Origin of the sequence: Gramella sp. MAR_2010_147 (assembly GCF_900105135.1) — a bacterium.
Taxonomy (GTDB): Bacteria; Bacteroidota; Bacteroidia; order Flavobacteriales; family Flavobacteriaceae; genus Christiangramia.
Window position 1 is genome coordinate 2,044,975 of sequence record NZ_LT629741.1, and the last position, 22,541, is coordinate 2,067,515.

A 22,541-nucleotide genomic window follows, 5' to 3' on the forward strand; every position below is an offset into this window, starting at 1 on the left:
AAATGCAAATTCACGTAGTAAAATCAAAAATTCACAGAGTAAAAGTAACTGGAGCCGATTTAGATTATATTGGCAGCATTACCATTGATGAAGATCTTATGGAAGCCGCCAATATTATTGAAGGGGAAAAAGTTCAGATCGTAAATAATAATAATGGCGAACGTTTAGAAACCTATGTTATTCCGGGACCGAGAAATACCGGTGAAATTACTTTGAATGGTGCGGCAGCACGTAAAGTTGCCAAAGGTGATATCCTTATTATTATTGCCTACGGAATTATGGAAATTGAAGAAGCTAAAAACTTTAAGCCGGCTCTTGTATTTCCAGATGAAGAAACCAACCTCTTGAATTAAGAATTCTTTGAAGAAAAAACTTATCAGAATATTAAAGATCAGTATCCCCTTAATTTTGGGGATTTTTTTGATCTGGTATTCACTAAAGAGCTCCACGCAGGAAGAACGTGAAAATTTATGGCAGAGCATTGTTGATGCTAATAAATTCTGGATTTTCATATCCTTTCTTCTTGGAACAATTTCCCACTTTTCCAGAGCTTACCGGTGGAAATTTATGCTGGAGCCTATGGGATACCAATCCTCACAGGCTAACAGATTTATGGCAGTAATGGTCGCTTATCTGGCAAATTTCGGTATTCCCCGTTCAGGAGAAGTATTGCGTGCCGTTACACTCTCCACCTATGAAGAAGTGCCCTTTGAAAAAGGTTTTGGAACCATTATATCTGAAAGGGTTGCAGATCTTCTAATTTTAATGTTGATCATAGGAATCGTTGTAATCCTGCAAACCGATGATCTTCTTATCTATTTAAACGATCAGAATATCAAGCCACTAAATACATTTCTCTTCTTTCTTGGCTCAGTGGCCTTCATCGTTATTGGAATTATGATCGTTAAGCGTTCAAACTGGATGCCATTTAAAAAAATAAGAAAACTGGCCAAAGGCCTTCTGGAAGGCATGAAAAGTATTCTGAAAATGAAGCAAAAATGGGCATTTATATTCCATACCGTTTTCATTTGGTCTATGTATCTAATCATGTTTTTTATCATTAAACTAAGTATTCCGGAAACTGCCAATGCTCCTGTAGGCACCATCATGGCAGCCTTTGTAGTAGGCTCTTTTGCGGTTTCTGCAACGAACGGCGGAATAGGGGTTTACCCACTTGCTGTGGGCGGTGTATTGGCATTTTTTGGAGTCCAGCCACAAGCGGCCGAAGCTTTTGGATGGATCTCCTGGGCTACACAAACATTTGTGGTTCTGCTGTTTGGAGGTTTATCCTTTATTTTACTCCCTCTTTTAAACAGTAAGAAATAATAATTATATTGTAGGCCCGAATCAATACTACACCTATGAAAAAATTATTACTAATGCTATTGGCAATTGCCTTGCCAATAGTGAGCAATTCGCAGATTAAACATGAAAGTCTTTCTTCTCAAAAACTGGGAGAAACCAGGCAAATAAAGATTCAGCTTCCACGTAATTACGAAGAAAACAAGGAAAAACGCTATCCCGTGGTGGTGGTTCTCGATGGAGATTATCTATTCGAGCCAGTAGCAGGAATGGTAGATTATTATTCTTATTGGGAAGATATCCCGGAAATGATCGTTGTCGGCGTAAATCAGGATGGAATAAGAATGGATGACACCGCTTATGCCGATAATAACTTTCTCCCAACTGGAAAAGGCGCTAAATTCTTTGAGTTTATAGGAATGGAACTTCTTGCGCAACTAGATCAAAAGTACAGGACCGCTAATTTCAGGATGATCGTAGGGCACGATTTTACTTCGAATTTTATAAACTATTACCTTCTCAAGCAGTCTCCAATCTTCCAGGGCTATATTAATTTAAGCCCTGACCTGGCTCCTGAGATGGCCAGTAGGATTACAAATGCCCTGAAAACAGCCGAATCAAAAAAATGGTATTACATGGCAACAGCCAGTGATGATATTCCTGCCCTTAAGAAAGATATTTTAAGCTTTGACAATCAGCTTAAAAACATCGAAAATAAGATGGTCACTTATAAGTTTCAGGATTTTGAGAATGAAACGCATTATTCCCTGGTAGGTAAGGCAATTCCTTCAGCCATTTCCAGTATGTTCGAAATCTACAGGCCTATTTCAACGAGAGATTATAATGAAATCCTACTTCAAACTTCGGTTTCCCCATCTGAATATTTAGCTGAAAAGTATAGCTCTATTGAAGAGTTATATGGGATTAAAAGAAAAATAAGTGTTAATGATTTCATGGCGGTCTATAATGCGATAGAAAAAACCAGAAATTGGGAAGAATATAAAGCATTATATAAAATGGCGTTTGATCACTACCCAGGAACTATGCTAGGCACGTTCTTCGAAGCCAGGTATGAAGAAGAAACAGGGAATCCTAAGAAGGCGATGAGAATATACCAAAATGCCTACGGGCAGGAAAAAATTGCCTTTATAAACACTGATTTTATGTTGGAGAAAGCCGATGCGATCAAAAAAGATTTCGGTTATTAGCGTAAAATTGATCAGTTAAATGGCAAAGGTTAAGACTACTTATTATTGTCAGAAATGTGGTGCACAGTATTCCAAATGGCAGGGAAAATGTAATTCCTGTGGCGACTGGAATACCATTGTTGAGGAATTAGTGCAAAAACCAGATCCAAAAGACTGGAAGACCTCAGCAAAAAAAGAAGCAAAAAAAGCATCAAAACCATTGCTGATAGGAGATATTGAGAATACTCCGCAAAACCGGATGAATACCGGGAATAATGAATTAGACAGGGTTCTTGGAGGTGGCCTCGTTCCCGGGTCCTTAACGCTTCTTGGAGGCGAACCCGGTATTGGGAAAAGCACTCTTTTGCTGCAGATATCACTTGGCTTAAATTACAAAGTGCTATATGTTTCGGGAGAAGAAAGTCAGCAGCAAATTAAAATGCGTGCAGAACGCATCAATCCCAATCCTGCCAACTGCTTAATTTTAACAGAAACTAAAACCCAGAGTATCTTCCGTCAGGTAGAAGAAGTAGCGCCTGAAGTGGTGATCATAGACTCCATTCAAACACTTCACAGCGATTATATTGAAAGTTCGCCGGGAAGTATCTCCCAAATTAGAGAATGCACCGCAGAGCTTATTAAATTCGCTAAAGAAAGTAATACGCCGGTGATCCTGATAGGTCATATTACCAAGGAAGGGAGTATTGCCGGACCAAAAGTACTCGAACACATGGTAGATACCGTTCTTCAGTTTGAAGGGGATCGAAACCATGTTTATAGAATTTTGCGAGCACATAAGAACAGGTTTGGCTCTACGCACGAACTTGGAATTTATGAAATGCAAGGCAGCGGATTAAGAGAGGTAACCAATCCCTCCGAAATTCTGATCTCCAAAAACGATGAAGACCTAAGCGGCACAGCGATTGCCTCTACATTAGAAGGAATGCGTCCATTAATGATAGAAATACAGGCGCTTGTGAGTACTGCGGTCTATGGAACACCTCAACGATCTACTACAGGTTATAATGCTAAAAGACTTAATATGCTTTTGGCAGTACTGGAAAAAAGAGCCGGTTTTAGACTTGGGGCAAAAGATGTTTTTTTGAACGTCACAGGGGGAATTAGCGTAGATGACCCCGCAATAGATCTTGCGGTTGTTGCAGCTATACTCTCATCAAATGAAGATATTTCTTTAGAAAAAGACACCTGTTTTGCTGCTGAAGTAGGACTTGCAGGAGAAATAAGACCTGTTACGCGAATTGAACAACGCATAATGGAAGCTGAAAAACTAGGATTTGCTTCCATTATGGTTTCAAAACAAAGTAAAATTCCGAAAGGCGATTTTCAGATCAGGATTATCAAAGTAGCGAAAATTGAAGATGTAGTTAGCCACCTTTTTGAATAGAAATGGCATAATTACTGATTATATTTGACTCTATTTGAGTAAATATGCGATTCAGAAAAATACTATTTTTCCTTATATCTTTTTCTTTCCTATCCTGCTCTCAGCTGGAAAAAGCTGAACAGTTAATTACTGGTCTTTCTGAAAAGGAACAATACAAAAAAGACAATAATATTTCAGATGAAATCTTCAAAATCTGGGAAAACAGGATTCCTAAAGCCCTTAATGACAGTCTTGAAATAGAATTACCATATCTGGAAACCGGGGAGTTAAAACCACGAAATTTTGCAATTTATTCGTATGCAACCTATCTAATTCCAGGAGAAGTTGTAGAGGCCGAAATCATTACCGACACCTCCTCAACACTCATTTTTTCTGAACTTTACAAAAAAACCAATTCTGGTAGTAAAGAATTTGAAAAGATAAAATCTGGTGAAATAGAGACTAAAAATTTAAGGTTCGAGGTTAATGAGAAAGGCTTATATAAAATTGTAATTCAACCTGAAATTGAAGCAAACACGCAATTCCAAATTAAGATTAAAAAATCTCCTACCTACTTATTTCCTGTTTTAAATGGAGCCAATGCAGATATTGGTAGTTATTGGGGCGATATGCGTGATGGTGGCAGAAGAGATCACAAGGGAATAGATATTTTTGCTAAAAAGGGAACACCAGTGATCGCTCCAACGTCTGGCAGGGTTGGATATACAGGTGAAAAAGGTCTTGGAGGGAAACAGGTTTGGCTGCGAGACAGCAAACGCAAACAATCACTATATTATGCACATCTGGATAGTATAATCCCCGATCTTGGCAGGGTAAACCCGGGGGATACACTTGGTTTTGTTGGAAACACCGGGAATGCAAAGACCACTCCCCCTCATTTACATTTCGGAATCTATAGAAGAAATGAAGGCGCCATAGATCCGTTAGGTTTTGTTTATATAACAGAAGAACTAGAAGCTAAAGTAAATGAAGAAATAGAAATATCTTCAAGATTAAAGGTGAATGCTCAAACTGCAAATTTCAGAAATAAACCGGCAGCCAGTAATTCTTCCATTATTAAAAAAGGAAAAATAGGGGAAATCCTAATGGTACAGGGCAAAACTGCGGACTGGTTCCACGTAAGAGACAGCCTGGACCGTTCTATGTTCATCCATGAAAGCCTGGTGCAATCTCTTAATTAAGGAGCCGGATTGGGAATTGAGTTATGAATCTCATTGATCCCTTCAAGGATCTCTTCTGAAAGAACTACCTCTATACTTTCAATATTTTCTTTTAGCTGCTCTATACTCGTGGCTCCAATAATATTGCTGGTTACAAATGGCTGCTGATTCACAAATGCCAGCGCCAGGTGTGTTAGGCTCATATTATATTTATCTGCCAGTTTCTTATACTCCCTGGTTGCTTTTACAGCCTCCTCATTAGAATATCTATTGTATTGAGGAAACAGGCTTAGTCTCGTGTTTTCTTTAACCCCATCCAGATGTTTTCCGCTCAAGGTTCCCATCCCTAAAGGGGAGTAAGGAAAAAGACCTACATTTTCACGATGATAGATCTCTGTTAATCCAATCTCATCCTTTCTATTCAGTAGATTGTATGGGTTTTGCACCGTTACCACTCTTGGGAGATCATTTTTACTTTCTTCCAGAAAACGCATCAGGCCAAATGGTGTTTCATTCGAAAGACCTATATGTCTTATTTTCCCTTTATCGATAAAATATTTCAAACTTTCCAGGATTTCCCTGAAATTATCCTGCCATTGCTCATCAGCCTCATGCTCGTAGCCTCGTTTTCCGAAGAAATTCGCATTACGCTCTGGCCAGTGTAATTGATAAAGATCTATATAATCTGTCTGAAGTCTTTTTAAACTTTTATCTATAGCATCTTCTATCGCAGCCTTATGAAATCCAAGGTCTTTGCGAATATGAGAAACCATATCTCCGGGCCCGGCTACTTTAGAAGCAATCACCACATCTTCACGTCTACCGGTTTTCTTTAACCAGGTTCCAATAACTTTCTCAGTGCTTCCCTGAGTTTCTGGTCTGGCAGGCACCGAATACATCTCAGCGGTATCTATAAAATTCACACCTTTATCAAGCGCATAGTCTATTTGTTCATGACCTTCTGCTTCTGTATTTTGTTGACCCCAGGTCATGGAACCAAGGCAAATCTTACTAACTTCTATATTAGTATTCGGAAGTTTGGTATACTTCATTATATCTTAGTCTATTTCGTTTAAAACCCTGGTTATTTCATCCAGTTTGGGAGTTAGTATCACTTCTATTCTCCTGTTCTTAGCTTTACCTGCTTCAGTATCATTTGATGCAACAGGTGCAAATTCTCCTTTTCCAGCCGCTGTTAAACTCTGCGGATCTATATTTGTGTTCTCTCTTAGAATCTGAACTATTGAAGTGGCTCTTTTTGTTGAAAGATCCCAGTTATCTTGCAACTGACCGCTTCCTCCATAAGGAACATTATCTGTATGACCTTCAATTAAAACGGCTATATCGGGATTTTGAGCCAGGACACTACCTAATTGCTGTACTGCTTTGCGGCCTTCAGAATTTACGGCCCAGCTACCAGAGCTAAAAAGTAATTTATTTTCCATAGAAACATATACCTTCCCATCTCGTTGTTCCACACTTAAACCCTTGCCCTCAAAATTGGTAAGCGCATTAGAAACAGCATTTTTAAGTGCATTCATTTTTGCATCTTTTGCCGCGATCACACTTTCTAATTCGTCGATTCTTTGAGAACGCATTGCAAGATTTTTTTGCAGTTTTTCAAGCCTGTTCTTTTCCTGTATTAGGCTCGCTTCTTTCTCATCCAGTTGGGCCAGCAACTCTCTATTTTGTCTTGAATTTTCAGCAATGGCGGCTGAACTATTTTGCTCTAAAGCATCATAAGATTTTTCCAGACTTTCATAGTTTTTTTGCAGAGCAGTTAATTTTTCCAATAACTGATTGCGTTCTGTAGTAAGACTTTCAAAATCGGTTTTTAAACCAGTGAGTTCTTTCTCCATTTTCTCATTAGAGGCTTTAAAGCCATCTAATTCATCGTTTACAGAACGGTTCTTTCTTTGCAAATCGGCATTTCTATTTTCTAATTCTCCGTATTTCTTCGAAGAAACACAGGAACTCACTAATATCAATAAAGCTAAAAAAGAGGTAAGTCTAATTTTCATAATATGTTATTCTATTTCTACAAGAACGGGACAATGATCACTATGGTATGCCTGAGGCAAAATAACAGCCCGTTTTAAACGTTCTTTTAATGGTTCTGATACCAGATTATAATCTATACGCCAGCCTTTGTTATTATTTCTCGCGTTGGCCCTGTAACTCCACCATGAATAATGATCTGGTTCATCATTAAAATGGCGAAATGAATCTATAAATCCATTTTCCATAAAGCCATCTATCCATCTTCTTTCTTCCGGAAGAAACCCTGAAACATTTTTAAGTCTTACAGGATCGTGAATATCTATCGCTTCATGACAAATATTATAATCTCCGGAAATGATAAGGTTTGGGATTTCCAGTTTTAACTGATCTATATATCGCTGAAAATCATCCATGAATTTGAATTTAAGTTCCAGCCTGTTAATGTTGGTTCCCGAGGGTAAGTAAAGACTCATTACGGAAAAATCTTCAAAATCTGCACGAATACTTCGGCCTTCAAAATCCATATATTCAATACCAGTACCGTAGGTAACATTTTTCGGTTCAGTTTTACTTAGAATAGCAACACCACTATAGCCCTTCTTAGTAGCCGGATACCAGTAATGGTAGGGGTATCCCGCTTTTTCAAATTCAGAAAGATCCAACTGTTCCGGGTGCGCTTTGATTTCCTGTATACAAACTATATCTGGATTTGACTGCTGAAGCCAGTCTAATAAACCTTTGCGTATAGCGGCACGAATACCGTTTACGTTATAGGAAATAATGGTCATGTAAATTGAGTTTTTTCAAAAATAAGGCTATCTGCAGGAATTACAAATGAGGATTGGTTGCGATCTTCAAAAAAGTATCGGCTTTTTGCCGTCATAGTTACCTCGTGACTATACGCGCAATCACAGAAATACTATTTCACTATAAATCGTGCTACTTTCCCGACTTTTCTTGTTCCGAATCTTACCAGGTAAACTCCTCTCGCAGCATAGGACATGTCGAGTTCATAAACATATGCATCTCCGTCATTACGAACTTCATTTTCGATCATTTTCTGGCCTAGAACATTATGAACGGTGATCCTCAAAGGTTCATGGAAGCTTGTTTCCATTATAGCCCTGAATTGATTGTCCTGATTAGGTAAAGTTACTACCACCAATTCTGCTTCATTCAGAATAAAATCTTCGATATCCAGAGTGCTATCGGTAACATTTACCGAATAATCATGGGTAGTTCCATAAGCCATCACGGAACAGGGATCGTTAAGATCTCCTGCAAAATCTGTATCTCCCGCTCTTATTCTTAGTAAATGCTGTCCAAGATCGGCATCACGCGGAATAGAAAAATCGTAGGAAAACTGCCTGTTCGCCTGTGGAATAACTTCTGAAGTGATCAAACGCTCATCATCTTCAAAAACTGCATTATCATTAAAATCTATCCACATAGAAAATTTCTCACGTTCACCCTCAGCAAATCCAGTTTGAACGGTTACGGTAAAATCTCCCTGCGACCTATCCAAATCTGTAGTTCCCCCTATAAAATCTATATACCCATTTGTACAGGGAATCCTTTCGTTTCTGTATTCTCCAAGTTCAAAATAAAAAATACCATCGCCCTGGGAACAATCTGATCCTTCCGGAATACAATCCAGATTCGCGACAGAAATTGTTTCCGCATCATTAGAAGGATCAAAATCATCTTCCAGTCTTGTTCTGGCTTCGATCATATATCTTCCAAAACCGGAAAGATTGGCCGTTCTATTAAAAGTATAGACCGCATCTTCCCCTACCGAAAGTACCTGACTATAGGTTTCAAGAACAGGTGCATTATTCCCAATTTGATAGCTTACGGGGAAATTTTGTTGTGGCTCTCCACCTAAATTTGAAATGGTGACCGTCACTTCTTCGGTACTCGTTAAATTTTCATCGGTAAAAGGAGAGTCTATAGAAGTTACCCCCACATCATTAGGAGGCAGGTTCTTAATCTCCACTTCTATTGCATCATTATTGGTGTTAGAATCATTTTCAAGGTTTGTGGCGATGGTGACCGTATATATTTCACCAATTTCAGAAAAATCACCTGTAACTTCAAAGGTGAATTCAGCAGAACTCTCTGCCGGAATGGTTTCTTCATAGGTTTCAGTTACTACAGTACCGCCATTGATACTGTAACTTACCTCAAAATTAGACTGGGCATTGGTACCGTAATTTCTAATTCTAATGGTCACTGCTTCTGAATTGGTTAAAGTTGCATTTTGGGGACTCAGCAATGCCACAGCCCCCAGATCATTAGGTTCATTGGCGGCAATTCTAAACACACCCACTTTATTCACTCTGTCTACACCTTCAAAATATTCAGCATTATGCCAGAATGTTAGATCATCTACAGGATCTATACTCAGGTGTGCATAATCACCGTATCTACCTTCCGGTCTTGGTTGCGGGCTATTACCCTCCACAATAGACTCTTCCTGTATAGTCATCACTCCCAACTGGTCATTCACAAATCGACCGGTATATCTAATGGATGGAAAAACAGGATTCGCAGGATTATCATTTAAAACCGTGTATCCCATGGCGATATTTCCTCGTAGGTCTATCCCGATACTTCCACTAAAACGATCGCTATTATCTGGTGCATATGTGCCCTCCTGATATACGCTCCATGGCGCATCATCATTAGGTTGTCTTAACTCATACCACCTTATACCTGCGTGTTTTGCTGCAGATGGTTCTACATCTACCACAAAATTCATAACCACCGAGTTGTGCGTACCAAACCTTCTATATTGTGTCATATACATCATGGCTCCCTGTAGCGCATCAATATCGGGCGTATCGCCTGGTTGGGCAAGATTTTGAAAACCACCCCCGTCAAAGGTTGCCGTAAAGGGTGAGACTCCATTTGTAAGTTCCTGACTTTCTTCTATTGTAGAAGACGCGATATTGTTCCAGTTTACATTGATTAGCCACAATTTCAAATGATCCTGATTAACTCCAGCCCAATCATCATCCTGTAAATATATTATAGGAGCATTTCCGGGAGGTGGAAGATCTGTGCCCATTACACTAAATCCTGCCGGACTGTAAAATCCGTTGTTTTGTATACCAGGAAGCGGAAAACCGAGAATTCGAACATTATCCAGTCCCTGGAGCATCCTGTCCCTTTCCAGAACATATACGATCTCTCTTCCCTGAGGGGCTAATGCATTCTTGTTAGTGGTTATATAATAACCATCATTCCATAAAGATATTTTTGGGTAATCTGGTAGAGACTCCATATTAAACCTATAAGTATACCAGCCACTATTTATAGGATCTGGACCCTGGGAAACAGCAAATAATAGTGCCGCAGGCGAAGAGCTTCCGTTGCCGGCTTCAGCACTAAACTGCATAAGAATGAACCTATCTGCCGATTCATCATAAAAGACAATAGGATCACCATCATTTTCGTTACTAAAAGCTCCTCCAATACTTTCTAATGCAGAAGGTGGGACCAGTTGATTTCCTTCTTTATCCCATATAGCAAATGCACTATTCCATGCGTTTACATAATGATTTTTCCCAACCGCACCTGTAGGATCTGACGGGGTTGATCTTGAAACTGCCCCATCAAAAGAAAAGATCGGTGCTTTTACCGGGATATCTCCCATCTTACTCTGTAACGCAGGATCTATAGTTTTTGGCAACCCCTTCCCCGGAACCACTTTATTAATACCCCGATTTCTTGGATTATATAGTTTTGCTTTCTCCTGAGGCCGAATTAATCGTGCTTTAGACAAAGGCCCCGCTTTCACAACGCTGGCCGAATCTATAAAAGCCGGCCCGGCAATCTCATTTATTTGGGCTGAAGAATTTAGATGAAAAATAAAGCTAAGAGAAAATAATAGGAGTAGTTTTTTCATCACTCAAATGGTTCTTATTGAAATAATTGTTTAAAAATAGACATTATCGATTTAATTGAAATAAAAAAGGCAATTAATAAATCAATTGCCTTCTTAAATAATTAAAAATTATTTGAAAATTTATTCTGAAAAACCTTTCATCCAGGTTTTGAAATCTGTTTCTTTTCTAATCAAATTGTCAAGCTCTTCTATAGCCACTCGTTTTTGCTCCATAGAATCACGAAATCTAACTGTTACAGCATTATCTTCCAGCGAATCATGATCTACGGTGATACACAGCGGAGTACCTGTGGCATCCTGACGGCGATATCTTCTTCCTATAGCATCCTTTTCATCATATTGAACGCTAAAGTCCCACTTAAGCTCATCAACGATCTTTTGCGCGAGCTCTGGCAATCCATCTTTTTTAACTAACGGTAAAATTGCTGCCTTCGTTGGTGCGAGAACAGCAGGTAATTTTAATACCGTTCTTGTATTACCATCTCCAAGATCTTCTTCTTTTAATGAGGAAGAAAGTACCGATAAGAACATTCTATCCAGCCCTATAGAGGTTTCAATAACATAAGGCACATAATTCTCCTTTAATTCAGGATCATAAAACCTTAATTTTTTACCGGAATGTTCTTCATGGGCTTTCAGGTCAAAATCGGTTCTTGAGTGTATTCCTTCCAGTTCTTTAAATCCAAATGGGAAATTAAATTCAATATCAGATGCGGCGTTTGCGTAATGTGCTAATTTCTCATGATCATGAAAACGATAGTTTTCTTCTCCAAGCCCTAAAGATTTATGCCAGTTTTGCCTGATTTCTTTCCATTTTTCATACCATTCCAGTTCTTCCCCGGGACGTACAAAAAACTGCATTTCCATCTGTTCAAACTCCCGCATTCTAAAGATGAATTGTCTTGCTACAATTTCATTACGAAAAGCTTTTCCTATTTGCGCAATTCCAAAAGGAATTTTCATTCTTCCGGTTTTTTGCACATTAGAGAAGTTTACAAAGATTCCCTGGGCAGTTTCCGGGCGAAGGTATAATTGCGTAGCAGAATCGGCTGAAGCACCAAGTTTAGTCCCGAACATCAGGTTAAATTGTCTTACCTCTGTCCAGTTTTTTGAGCCTGTATCTGGATCTGCAATTTCAAGTTCTTCAATTAGCGCTTTAACATCGGCCAGATCTTCATTGGTAAGCGAGCGAGCTAATCGCTCAAGAATTTCCTTTCTGTCATCAAGGTATCTCTTAACTCTGGGATTAGTTTCCCGGTACATCGCTTCATCAAAATCTTCCCCAAAGCGTTTCCTGGCTTTTTTAATTTCCTTTTCTGCTTTCTGAAGAAGTTTTTCAGCATGATCCTCTACCAGAACATCTGCTCTGTACCTCTTCTTAGAATCCTTATTGTCAATAAGCGGATCATTAAAAGCATCTACGTGACCTGAAGCTTTCCAGGTGGTTGGATGCATTAAAATAGAAGCATCTATCCCAACGATATTCTGGTTAAGCTGCGTCATGCTGCGCCACCAGTAATCTTTGATATTTTTCTTTAATTCAGCACCGTTCTGTCCATAATCATAAACTGCACTTAAGCCGTCATAGATTTCACTGGATGCGAAAATATATCCATACTCTTTAGCATGGGATATTACGTTCTTAAAAAGATCTTCTTGTTTTGCCATGGCGCAAAAATAAAAAAACCGCCCTGAATAATATCCAGGACGGTCTTTAAATTATTAATTAAGATTAATTGAGACTAAAACTTCCTGTACCAAGAAGTATAGCATCATTATAAACATATACTTTATAATTACCTTCCAGTAATCTATCCTCGTTCGTATTTGCCAGGATACATACATCAAGCTCTTCATTTTCATAGAAAACCTTAGATGCTGCACTATAGACCATAGTTCCTCCTTCATGCTGCACCACCAGTTCATCACCCACCAGTTCATTTTCAGGATTATATACCTGCACGTACATATGCTTCTCACCGGCTTCAGCGAGATCGTTAGTAGTAATAGTAAAACAGGTTCTAATTTGATCTACACGTCGATTATTATCGTTTTCAACCAGTTTACCGCTATTTCTTACAATTACTCCTTCTCCAGAAAGACTGGTTACCTTTAACCTTGAGGCCTTATCAACCTTTGTAGAAAGACTTTGATTGGTTGTCTTTAATGAGTCTGAAAATTTAGTGCGTTGTTCTAAAGCTACACTAGTGCTATCCAAGGAAGTTGAAAGCATTTGATTTTGGGCACTCAAACTATCTACCACACGAAAAAGACGATCTTTCTCCGTTTTTAGATTTCCAATCTCTCTACGATATCTTGAAATCAGGACTAGATTAGCTTCGTTATCCTTAACTGAATCTAATAATTTCGAAATCCTATCTCTTGCATTCACAAGATCCTGATCCATAACCTCATTTTCATCAATAGCTTCATCATACTTTACGATAAGCTCATTGAGTTCATCTTCGATTACAGCTTTTTCCTTTTGAAGAATCTCTTTATTCTCTTTTTCTTCATTATAAAATTTTATGGTATAAATGCTAAGCGCAACCAGGGCTACAGCCAGAATACCGGTTAGAATCTTTAATGCGGTATTGTTCTTTTTTTCTGTCATCATAAGTTTAATTTAGTTCGTAAATTTAGATGTTTAATCAAGTATGGTACAAGCCCTTAACAAATGTTTCACGATTTAATAAATCTTCTTTATCCAAGCGTGTGTCACATTTGTGAGGCAGAATTACTCAAAAATGAAGAGCTTATCTGTACTTCCTGTATCCATGATCTACCGATTACCAGTTACCACCTTGATAACGAGAACCCTGTTAAAAAAGTATTTTACGGCAGGGTAAAGATAGAAAAAGCTACGGCATTACTGCACTTCCGAAAAAAAGCCGGAGTTCAGCAATTAATTCACGACCTTAAATACAGGGGACATCGCGAAATTGGAACCTATCTGGGTAAATGGCTGGGAGCAGAACTTGCAGATTCTAATTGGATGAACCTCATCGATGTTGTTATTCCCGTACCCTTACATAAGACAAGGTTGAGACAGAGAGGCTATAACCAGGTGGAGGATTTCGGAAAAGAACTAGCTAAATCTTTAAATACTGACTATCTCGACACCGTACTCTTAAAAATAAGTGCGACCCAAACTCAAACCCTAAAAACCAGATTGTCACGCTGGGGCAAACTTGAAGAAACTTTAAAAATTCAGAATTCTGAAAATTTAGCGGGCAAACATATTCTTTTGGTAGATGATCTGGTAACCACTGGAGCTACCCTGGAGGCCTGTGCCCATAAGCTATACGAGATCCCGGGTATGAAAATAAGCATCGCCACCATGGCAATTACAGATTAAGCTTTGCGTTGTAATTTAAAATAATTGTTTCTTTGCTAAAAGATTTCAGTTTCAGTTTATGAAAAAAAAGGTACCCGGTTTTATACTCGTTTTGATCTTGCTCTTTACTTTGGTGCAATGTGCCAAAAAAGGAATGCCCGAGGGGGGACCTATAGATGAAGAACCTCCAAAGTTTATCCGTGCAAATCCTGAGAATTATAGCACTCAATTTGACAAAAAAGAGATTAGAATTTATTTTGATGAATATATAAAACTGGATAAACCTCAACAGCAGATCATTGTTTCTCCTCCAATGAATCCAAAGCCCAATATCATGCCTTTGGGAACAGCCAGAAAAGATATAAAAATTGAGATTTTTGATACTTTAGAGGAAAACACGACTTACGCCATTAACTTTGGAAAAAGTATCGTAGATAATAACGAATCTAACCCTTATAATTATTTCAAATATGTATTTTCCACAGGAGATTATATAGATTCACTCAGCGTCTCCGGAACGGTAAAGGATGCCAGACTGAAAGCTCCTTCGCAACCAATTTCGGTTATGCTTTATGAAGTAGATTCTACCTATACAGATTCTATTGTCTACAAGGAAACTCCAAGATATGTCACCTATTCTCAAGACAGCACATTTACTTTTTCCCTGGAAAACTTAAAGGCCGGAACTTATAGAATGGTGGGTATTATGGATTCTAATGACAACTATCTTTACAACCCGAAATCTGAAAAAATCGGATTTATTGCAGATCAAGTAACTATCCCAACAGACAGTACTTATAATATTACCGTTTTTAAGGAAAAATTAGATTTTAACCCAAAACGTCCTGCTCATTCTAAAGGAAATCAAATCCTGTTTGGGTATGAAGGTGTCACAGATCTGGATAGTCTTAATATAAAAGTACTCTCAACAACACCACAGGGGTATGATTACCGTGTTATCAAAGACCCTGAAAAAGACAGCCTTTATTACTGGTATAACATAAAACCTGAACTTGATAGCCTTGTCTTTGAAGTAAGCACCCCGAAAACCAGAGATACCCTGCTACTATCCAGATTAGGCAGTTTAGACAGGGATTCCCTCGCTGTTTCTACAGAATCTGGCGGAATAAATAAAGATTTTAAATTCAAGGCCAACACACCAATTGTAGAGCATAGAGATGAATTTATAAAAGTGATTGATCAGGACTCCTCGGAGGTTTCTTTTACAACCGAATTCTTTCCGATTAAGAATGAAGTAGTTTTAAAATTTGAGAAAATTCCTGAAAATATTTATCAGGTTTCTGCATTCCCCGGGGCGATCACCGATCTTTTTCAGGATACCAACGATACTATAGTACAGAGGGTAAGGACCAAAGCTTTATCAGAATATGGTAGAATTATTGTGAATCTTCAAAATATCCAGTCATTTCCAATTATAGTACAACTCACCACTACCAAAGGAGAAGTGATGGCAGAGCAATATTCAGAAAATTCAAGTAAATTCACTTTTGACTTCTTAAATCCTGGAGATTTCTTAATTCGAGTGATCTATGACACCAACTCCAACATGAAGTGGGATACCGGAAATTATCTGAAGAAGCGACAGCCTGAAAGAATACTCTATTATCCCGACACCATAGATGTGAGAAGCAACTGGGATAAAGTAGAAACTTTTAGTTTAAAGTAAAATGATCCCGATCCTGAAGGAATTTCAAGCCGGTTCTAACTTTAGTTAAACTTTCTTTATCGATACTGAATTCAGTAGTAAAAGCATCTGATCGGTCTAATTCTGTGAGTTCCTTTCCAAGCGGATCATAAGCTGCGGAATGTCCATTATACACATAACCATCGCCATCTTTACCAGTACGGTTAAGACCAATACAATAACTCATATTTTCGATGGCGCGGGCTTTCAACAGGGCGTCCCAGGCGTTGACGCGTTTTTCCGGCCAGTTGGCCACATAGATCAAAAGATCATAATCCACCGTATTTCTCGCCCAAACCGGGAAACGTAGATCATAACAAATTAGCGGGCAAATCTTCCAGCCTTTATAATTTACGATTAGCCTCTCGGTTCCGGCGGTATAAGTTTGATCTTCCTTTGCCAGGGTAAACGTATGTTTTTTATCATATAATTTATAAGAGCCGTCAGGGAAAACGAAGAATAATCTGTTATAATAATTGCCATTTTCGGTAATGATCACACTTCCAGTTACAGCAGAAGATTTGGCTTTTGCGATTTTTCGCATCCAACTTAGGGTTTCAGATTCCGTTTCTTCAGCAAGTTCTTGCGCATTCATACTGAACCCAGTGGTAAACATTTCAGGAAGGATAATCAATTCAACTTCATCGGAAATCTTTTCAATTTCCTTTGAAAAAAGCTTTCTATTCGCCTCTGCATCTTCCCAGTGAAGATTGGCCTGTATAATTGCAATATTCAATTTTTCACTCATATTCAAAAATATTAAAAATTGTAACGGCAATGCCAAATACATGTTAAATGATTGGACAGAACCTAACGAATAAATAGTTTTAATCTGCAAAAATGAAATAGATTATGAGCGTTAGTACTTTTCTTCAGAAAGATTCATATATGTCTAATACAAGTCGCGGACTTATTTCTGGGTTTGTAGGGGGATTGGCCGGAACTGCTGTAAAATCTCTAATTGAACAATTTTTACCGGTTAGGAAGATCGAGCAAAGTTCAGCTCAAATAAAGATCGTAGATGATCTTTCAACAAAGATAACAGGGTCACCTGTAAGTATTGAAAATGAGGCGTTGGCTGAGCAATTAGTGAATATCCCGGTTGGTGGTTCCCTTGGAGCTGCTTATGGATATGGAAAAAAAGACCGTTACGGCCTCAGGCCTATGGATGGTATTGCATTTGGCGCGACCACCTGGGCCTCTACTCATGAAACCTCTTTGCCAATTATGGGATTGGAACCCAAGCCTACAGATGTACCCATAAGAATGCAAATGAATGAACTTTTTGCCCACGTCGCCTTTGGTGTGGTTACAGAAGTGGTGAGGCATTATGTAGATAAACAGATAAGAGAAAATAATTAATTCTCCAGTTGCTTTAGCATTCTCCGTATTCTGTCTTCCAGTTTTTCTGAAGACAGTTTTTCCCGCAGCCTGTCAGTAATAATCGGAAATGAGAAAGGCGTTGGTTTTTCACATTTTCGCCATTCGACGTTTTGATTCTGGATTCGCTCAAGCGCCAACCTTAACCTGCCTTCTTCTAACTGATGCTCAAAAGTTTCTCTAAAGGCTTGCTGATACAGTAAATTATCTTCTTCATAATCTCTAAAAACACTAAAAAGTAACTGAGAACTGGATTGAAGATGTTTACTCTTTACTAGTTTATTTGGGTAACCCGTAAATACGAGGCCGGCAATTACAGCAATATCCCTGAATTTTCTTCGGGCCATTTCTGTTGCGTTCAGGCTTTTATAAAGATCGTCCATTAAAAAATCTGCACTAAAAAGATCATTATCTATTACCTGTTGCATATCTATTTCCTGATTTGAAAGCAATTCAAAACCATAATCGTTAAAAGCTATCGAAAAACTAATGGGCGATAAAAGACTGATTCTGTAAGCCAGTAAACTTCCCAGCGCTTCATGCACAAACCTGCCTTCAAAAGGATAAAATACCGCATGATAACCTTCCCTGGTTTTAAAAGTTTCAATTAAAAATTCATCGCTTTTCGGGATGATAGATTCTTTCTTTTGTCTCTCAAAAATACCTGAAAGCGCGTTTAACTCTTTACTTGTTTTCTGACCTTTCTCCAGGGTTGCTGCAGCATATAGTTCCTCACGTAACAACTCGCTCATTTGTGCCGAAAATGTCATTCTACCCCCCATCCAGCTGGGAACCTTTGCGGTCTTTTTTGATGATTTACGTACCAGGACCTGCATATTTTTAATTCTCACCAGCTCTAAGTTTCGGCCTGCGAATGTGAAAACATCCCCTGGTTTCAGCTTTGAAATAAACCATTCTTCCATGGTGCCTATATAACCACCCTTCATGTATTTTACACTTAACATAGCATCGCTTACAATAGTTCCAATTTGAAGTCGGTGGCGCATGGCCACACCACGATTATTTATCTTAAATCTGCCGTCCTCTTCGATTTCCACTTTTTTATACTCGTCGTAAGCTTGTAAACTTTGACTTCCTTTAGTGATAAAATTTAGGATCCAGACCCATTGCTCTTCGCTAATTCCCTGAAAACAAAACGTAGAAGCAATTTCCGGAAAGATCTCTTTAGGATAAAAACCATCGGATACGGCCAGAGAGTTTAAATACTGAACCAGTACATCGAAACTCATTAAGTAAGGAACTCTGTCTTCAACTGCTTTTTTCTTTACCGCTTTCTGAAGTGCAGAGGCTTCAATAAGTTCAATAGCATGGGTAGGTAGAAAATAAATAACACTCACTTTACCCGGTTGGTGCCCACTCCGGCCTGCACGCTGTAAAAACCTGGCAACTCCTTTAGGTCCGCCAATTTGAATGATGGTTTCTACCGGGGCAAAATCTACCCCAAGATCAAGGCTGGAGGTACAAACTACTGCTTTTAAACTTTCATTTCTTATGGCCTGCTCTACCCAAAGTCTTGTTTCCTTATTAATACTACCGTGGTGCATGGCTACCTCGCCTGCAAATTCAGGATATTTATGCATTAATTTCTGAAACCAGAGTTCGCACTGCGATCTTGTATTGGTAAATAGAAGGGTTGTTCTTGAATTATTTATAATGGGCACTACCTCATCCAGCAGATGTAACCCCATATGTCCCCGCCACGGAAATTTTTCCATCGTTTCCGGGATAATAGATCGCACTTCAATTTTCTTATTGAGATTGGCTTTTATCATCACTGAATTTTCCAAAGCCTCAGAAGTTGGCCCCAAAAGGACTTCTCGTGCCTGCTCTAAATTCCCAATAGTAGCTGAAATTCCCCAGATTCGAAGATCTTTAGAAACGGTTTTTAATCGGGATAAAGCTAATTCCACCTGAACTCCGCGTTTAGTTCCAAGCAATTCATGCCATTCATCGATCACGATAGCCTGAAGATTTTTGAAAGTCTTATCGTAATCTTTTGAAGATAACAGCAGATGAAGACTTTCAGGTGTGGTAATTAGCAGATCGGGCATCGCTTTTTTCTGAGCGGCCCGCTCTTTTTGAGAAGTATCTCCGGTCCTGATTCCTACTGTAAATTGAGTTCCCATCTCCTCGGCGAACCTGCTTGCTGCCTGTTCAATTTCTACGGAAAGTGCTCTTAGCGGAGTGATCCAGATGGCTTTTAAACCTTTTTTATGTTTGGTTTGATAATCCGGATTTTTTTTGATGTAGTCCAGTACAATCGGCACCCAGAGTCCGAACGTTTTCCCACTACCCGTAGGCGCATTTAGCAGCCCATTTTTCTTTTGTAAATATGCTTTCCAGGTATCCTTCTGAAACTTGAAAGGTTTCCATCCCTGTTGAGAAAACCAGTTTTCTGCCAGATCTATTAATTCTGCCCTTTTCATATTACGGGATAAGTGCTTTTAGATCTTCCAGAGTATTTGCATCTTCCATCTTTTTATCTTTTCTCCAGCGAAGAATCCTGGGAAAACGAGTCGCCACTCCACTCTTATGTCTTTTGGATTCTGCAATTCCTTCAAAGGCAATTTCAAAAACATGATGCGGCTTTACACTTCTAACCGGTCCAAAACGTTCAAGTGTATTTTTTTTGATCCACGCATCCAGGCTTCTAAATTCTTTATCAGTTAGACCGGAATAAGCCTTTGCAAAGGTTACCAGCTCCTTTTTTTCTTCATCCCAGAGGCCAAATGTGTAATCAGTAAACAAGTTACTTCTTCTTCCGTGACCGCGCATAGCATAGGTAAGTACCCCATCAATGGTGAGAGGATCTACTTTCCATTTCCACCAGTCACCTTTCTTTCTACCTACCAGATATGGAGAATCCAATCTTTTCAGCATCAAACCTTCAGATTTTACTTCTCTGGAATTCTCACGTTCCAGTGCCGCTTCTTCCCAATTCTTAAACTGAATAGTTTCAGATAAATGTAAAGACAAACTTTCTGTCTTTACTTTATGATAGAGATTTTCCAGAATCTTTCTACGTTCACCAAAAGCCATATCTCTTATATCATTGCCTTCCCACTCCAGAATATCATAAGCTTTTAAAATCACAGGAGTTTTCTCCAGTAACTTTTTACTGATGTTCTTCCTGCCAATCCGGGTTTGTAAATCTTTGAAAGTTCCTATTTCTCCTTTCGGAAACGGTAAAATCTCACCGTCCAGCACCGTTCCATTAGGAATTTCCTGAACAAAGGCCTCAAACTCAGGATATTTATCTGTAACCAGCTCCTCTCCCCGGCTCCAGACAAACAATTCATCATTCCTTATGATCACCTGGGAACGAATACCATCCCATTTGTGCTCGGCACTCCACTGCGACACCTCCCCTAATTCTTCTGGTTCGCCCTCAATCGCATACGCCAGGTAGAAAGGATAAGGTTTAGAAAGAAAATCTTCCTCGTTTTCTTCCAGAATTAGCTTGTTGAATGTGATCTTCGAAGGCTCCCAGTTTCCCATTAATTTATAGGCCAGGATGTCTTCGTCAATATCGGTTGCTTTTGATAAGGCTCGTGTCATTAATTTCTGACTCACACCTATTCTAAAACTACCGGTAATGAGTTTGGTAAAAACGAAGCGTTCGTAATAATTCAGGTTTAACCAGTTTTCAAAAAGATATGCTTTCTTTTCCTCTTCGGACTTCTTCTTAAGCTCTATGATCTCCTGCAGAAATTGATTCAGACTTTTTTCTGTGGAATCTTCTGCCGGCGGAATAACCAGTGCAATAGTTTCAGCTAAATCACCTACGATATGATAGGATTCTTCAAACAGCCAGAGTGGAATTTTTGACAATTCTGAAGCCCATTCTCGCATTAACGTAGTATTCACAGGTCTTGGCGGACGACGATGACTCAAAATCGCAATAGTCCAGACTTTATCTTTTTCAGGCGTATTTTTAAAATACTCTGTTAGAGCCGCCACTTTTAAAGTGGTTTTATTCGTACTATCCAGGGTTTTTATAAGATCTGCAAATGCTTTCATTCTGAATCTTTTTCACTATCATTTTCCAACTGACCTGTTTCTCCTTCATACTGCGTTTCTTCAGTTCTAGCATCATATCCCTTTTCTCTCAGAAACCGGGAAAATATATCAGTATATCCATGGGTACAAATCACTTTTTCGCAACCAGTTTCCTTTATGGATGTGAGCAATCCCTGCCAGTCACAATGATCACTCAATACAAAACCTTTATCGATCGCTCTTCTTCTTCGTGCACCCCTAAAAGTCATCCATCCACTTGCAGAAGCCGTTACATACGGTACCATCTTTTTGATCCAGGTGGTTCCATGAGCACTCCCGGGTGCCAGTACGATATTTCCCTTAATTTCTTCCTTTTTAGTCTCTCTGGTAATTTTTGTAGTTTCCGGAAAATCTATTTGTGCCCTTAACACCTCGGTCATATTCTCAATAGCCCCATGGGTATATATCTTTCCAATAGAAGAATCGAGATGCTTTAATAAACGCTGAGCTTTACCCAACGAATATCCAAAAAGGACAGAAGTCCTGCCGTCATCCTGATTTTGTTGCCACCAATTGTTGATATCATTAAAAACCTCTTTCTGAGGCGTCCATTTGAATGCAGGCAGACCAAAAGTACATTCCGTAATAAATGTATCACATTGCACAGGTTCATAGGGTACGGCAACCCCATCGTTTTCAGTTTTATAATCTCCTGTAAACACCCAGACTTCTCCTTTGTATTCTACTCTAATTTGTGAGGAACCTATAATATGTCCGGCTGGATGAAGTGAAAATTTCACTCCGTTGATCGTAAAATTTTCGTTCCATTCAACTCCGGAAACCACAATATCTCCCAGCCGATGTTTGATAATTGGAACATTACTATGATGCGTGATATACTTTTTATGCCCCCAGCGTGAATGATCTGCATGGCCATGCGAAATGATCGCTTTATCTACCGGTTTCCACGGATCCAGATATACATCTGCCGCCTCGCAGTATATTCCCTTATCGTTAAATGCCAGAAGAGGTGTTTTCATTTTTTCTTAGAAAAGACTGAATTTAATTAAAGAAAAACTCAGCTTAAAGGGATTAAGAAAAGATTAGCGATTGACTAGCTTTATTTTAGACCCC

Annotated in this window: 18 protein-coding genes; 8 read left to right on the forward strand and 10 right to left on the reverse strand. The window is 38.9% G+C overall.

The window, feature by feature from the left end; translation table 11 throughout:
• Positions 1-2 precede the first annotated feature (2 nt).
• From panD to BLT95_RS09255, 5 genes are read left to right on the forward strand one after another with little or no spacing between them, the layout of a single operon-like run.
• Entirely contained in the window at positions 3-353 is a 351-nt protein-coding gene (gene panD / locus BLT95_RS09235) for an aspartate 1-decarboxylase (RefSeq protein ID WP_089665806.1), read from the forward strand.
• A gap of 55 nt (positions 354-408) precedes the next feature.
• Positions 409-1,326, forward strand: a complete 918-nt coding sequence (locus tag BLT95_RS09240; RefSeq protein WP_347584301.1) for a lysylphosphatidylglycerol synthase transmembrane domain-containing protein — start codon at positions 409-411, stop codon at positions 1,324-1,326.
• A 35-nt stretch (positions 1,327-1,361) separates the two neighbouring features.
• A complete protein-coding gene (locus BLT95_RS09245) occupies positions 1,362-2,510 on the forward strand; it encodes an alpha/beta hydrolase-fold protein (RefSeq protein ID WP_089665808.1) in 1,149 nt (382 codons plus the stop codon).
• A gap of 19 nt (positions 2,511-2,529) precedes the next feature.
• Positions 2,530-3,894, forward strand: a complete 1,365-nt coding sequence (gene radA, locus BLT95_RS09250; RefSeq protein ID WP_089665809.1) for a DNA repair protein RadA — start codon at positions 2,530-2,532, stop codon at positions 3,892-3,894.
• A gap of 44 nt (positions 3,895-3,938) precedes the next feature.
• Entirely contained in the window at positions 3,939-5,075 is a 1,137-nt protein-coding gene (locus BLT95_RS09255) for a M23 family metallopeptidase (protein WP_089665810.1), read from the forward strand.
• Here the strand turns inward: BLT95_RS09255 and BLT95_RS09260 are convergent.
• The 6 genes from BLT95_RS09260 to BLT95_RS09285 form a co-directional block, all read right to left on the reverse strand.
• Entirely contained in the window at positions 5,072-6,106 is a 1,035-nt protein-coding gene (locus BLT95_RS09260; protein ID WP_089665811.1) for an aldo/keto reductase, read from the reverse strand. The two genes, BLT95_RS09255 and BLT95_RS09260, sit on opposite strands and share 4 nt — an antisense overlap.
• Positions 6,107-6,112: 6 nt before the next feature.
• Positions 6,113-7,075 (reverse strand): OmpA family protein, encoded by a 963-nt coding sequence (locus tag BLT95_RS09265; RefSeq protein ID WP_089665812.1) that lies wholly within the window; start codon positions 7,073-7,075, stop codon positions 6,113-6,115.
• Positions 7,076-7,081: 6 nt separating this feature from the next.
• On the reverse strand, positions 7,082-7,843 hold the full coding sequence (xth, locus tag BLT95_RS09270; protein ID WP_089665813.1) for an exodeoxyribonuclease III: 762 nt from the start codon (positions 7,841-7,843) through the stop codon (positions 7,082-7,084).
• 131 nt (positions 7,844-7,974) lie between these two features.
• The gene (locus BLT95_RS09275; RefSeq protein ID WP_172822582.1) at positions 7,975-10,965 is read right to left on the reverse strand and encodes a T9SS type A sorting domain-containing protein; all 2,991 of its coding nucleotides are present in this window, start codon (positions 10,963-10,965) and stop codon (positions 7,975-7,977) included.
• A gap of 120 nt (positions 10,966-11,085) precedes the next feature.
• The gene (locus BLT95_RS09280; protein ID WP_089665815.1) at positions 11,086-12,633 is read right to left on the reverse strand and encodes a glycine--tRNA ligase; all 1,548 of its coding nucleotides are present in this window, start codon (positions 12,631-12,633) and stop codon (positions 11,086-11,088) included.
• A 64-nt stretch (positions 12,634-12,697) separates the two neighbouring features.
• Positions 12,698-13,582: a hypothetical protein gene (locus tag BLT95_RS09285; RefSeq protein ID WP_089665816.1), complete on the reverse strand. Its 885-nt coding sequence runs from the start codon at positions 13,580-13,582 to the stop codon at positions 12,698-12,700.
• Positions 13,583-13,642: 60 nt separating this feature from the next.
• Here BLT95_RS09285 and BLT95_RS09290 point away from each other — a divergent pair, with 60 nt between their 5' ends.
• Positions 13,643-14,323: a phosphoribosyltransferase family protein gene (locus BLT95_RS09290; RefSeq protein ID WP_089665817.1), complete on the forward strand. Its 681-nt coding sequence runs from the start codon at positions 13,643-13,645 to the stop codon at positions 14,321-14,323.
• A 58-nt stretch (positions 14,324-14,381) separates the two neighbouring features.
• Positions 14,382-15,989 carry an Ig-like domain-containing protein gene (locus tag BLT95_RS09295; RefSeq protein ID WP_089665818.1) on the forward strand — a complete coding sequence of 536 codons (1,608 nt, stop codon included), beginning with the start codon at positions 14,382-14,384 and terminating at the stop codon, positions 15,987-15,989.
• Here BLT95_RS09295 and BLT95_RS09300 read toward each other — a convergent pair.
• Entirely contained in the window at positions 15,976-16,755 is a 780-nt protein-coding gene (locus tag BLT95_RS09300; RefSeq protein ID WP_089665819.1) for an amidohydrolase, read from the reverse strand. The genes BLT95_RS09295 and BLT95_RS09300 overlap by 14 nt on opposite strands.
• A gap of 104 nt (positions 16,756-16,859) precedes the next feature.
• Between BLT95_RS09300 and BLT95_RS09305 the strand changes: the two genes are divergently transcribed.
• Positions 16,860-17,369: a DUF1440 domain-containing protein gene (locus tag BLT95_RS09305; protein ID WP_089665820.1), complete on the forward strand. Its 510-nt coding sequence runs from the start codon at positions 16,860-16,862 to the stop codon at positions 17,367-17,369.
• Here the strand turns inward: BLT95_RS09305 and BLT95_RS09310 are convergent.
• The 3 genes from BLT95_RS09310 to BLT95_RS09320 are packed head-to-tail and all read right to left on the reverse strand — an operon-like array spanning position 17,366 to position 22,447.
• Positions 17,366-19,834, reverse strand: coding sequence for a ligase-associated DNA damage response DEXH box helicase (locus tag BLT95_RS09310; protein ID WP_089665821.1), 2,469 nt, complete (start codon positions 19,832-19,834; stop codon positions 17,366-17,368). The genes BLT95_RS09305 and BLT95_RS09310 overlap by 4 nt on opposite strands.
• A gap of 1 nt (position 19,835) precedes the next feature.
• Positions 19,836-21,428, reverse strand: a complete 1,593-nt coding sequence (locus tag BLT95_RS09315; RefSeq protein ID WP_089665822.1) for an ATP-dependent DNA ligase — start codon at positions 21,426-21,428, stop codon at positions 19,836-19,838.
• Complete coding sequence (locus BLT95_RS09320; RefSeq protein ID WP_089665823.1) at positions 21,425-22,447, reverse strand: ligase-associated DNA damage response exonuclease; 1,023 nt, start codon at positions 22,445-22,447, stop codon at positions 21,425-21,427. Before BLT95_RS09320 ends, BLT95_RS09315 begins: the two co-directional genes overlap by 4 nt.
• Positions 22,448-22,541: the final 94 nt, after the last annotated feature.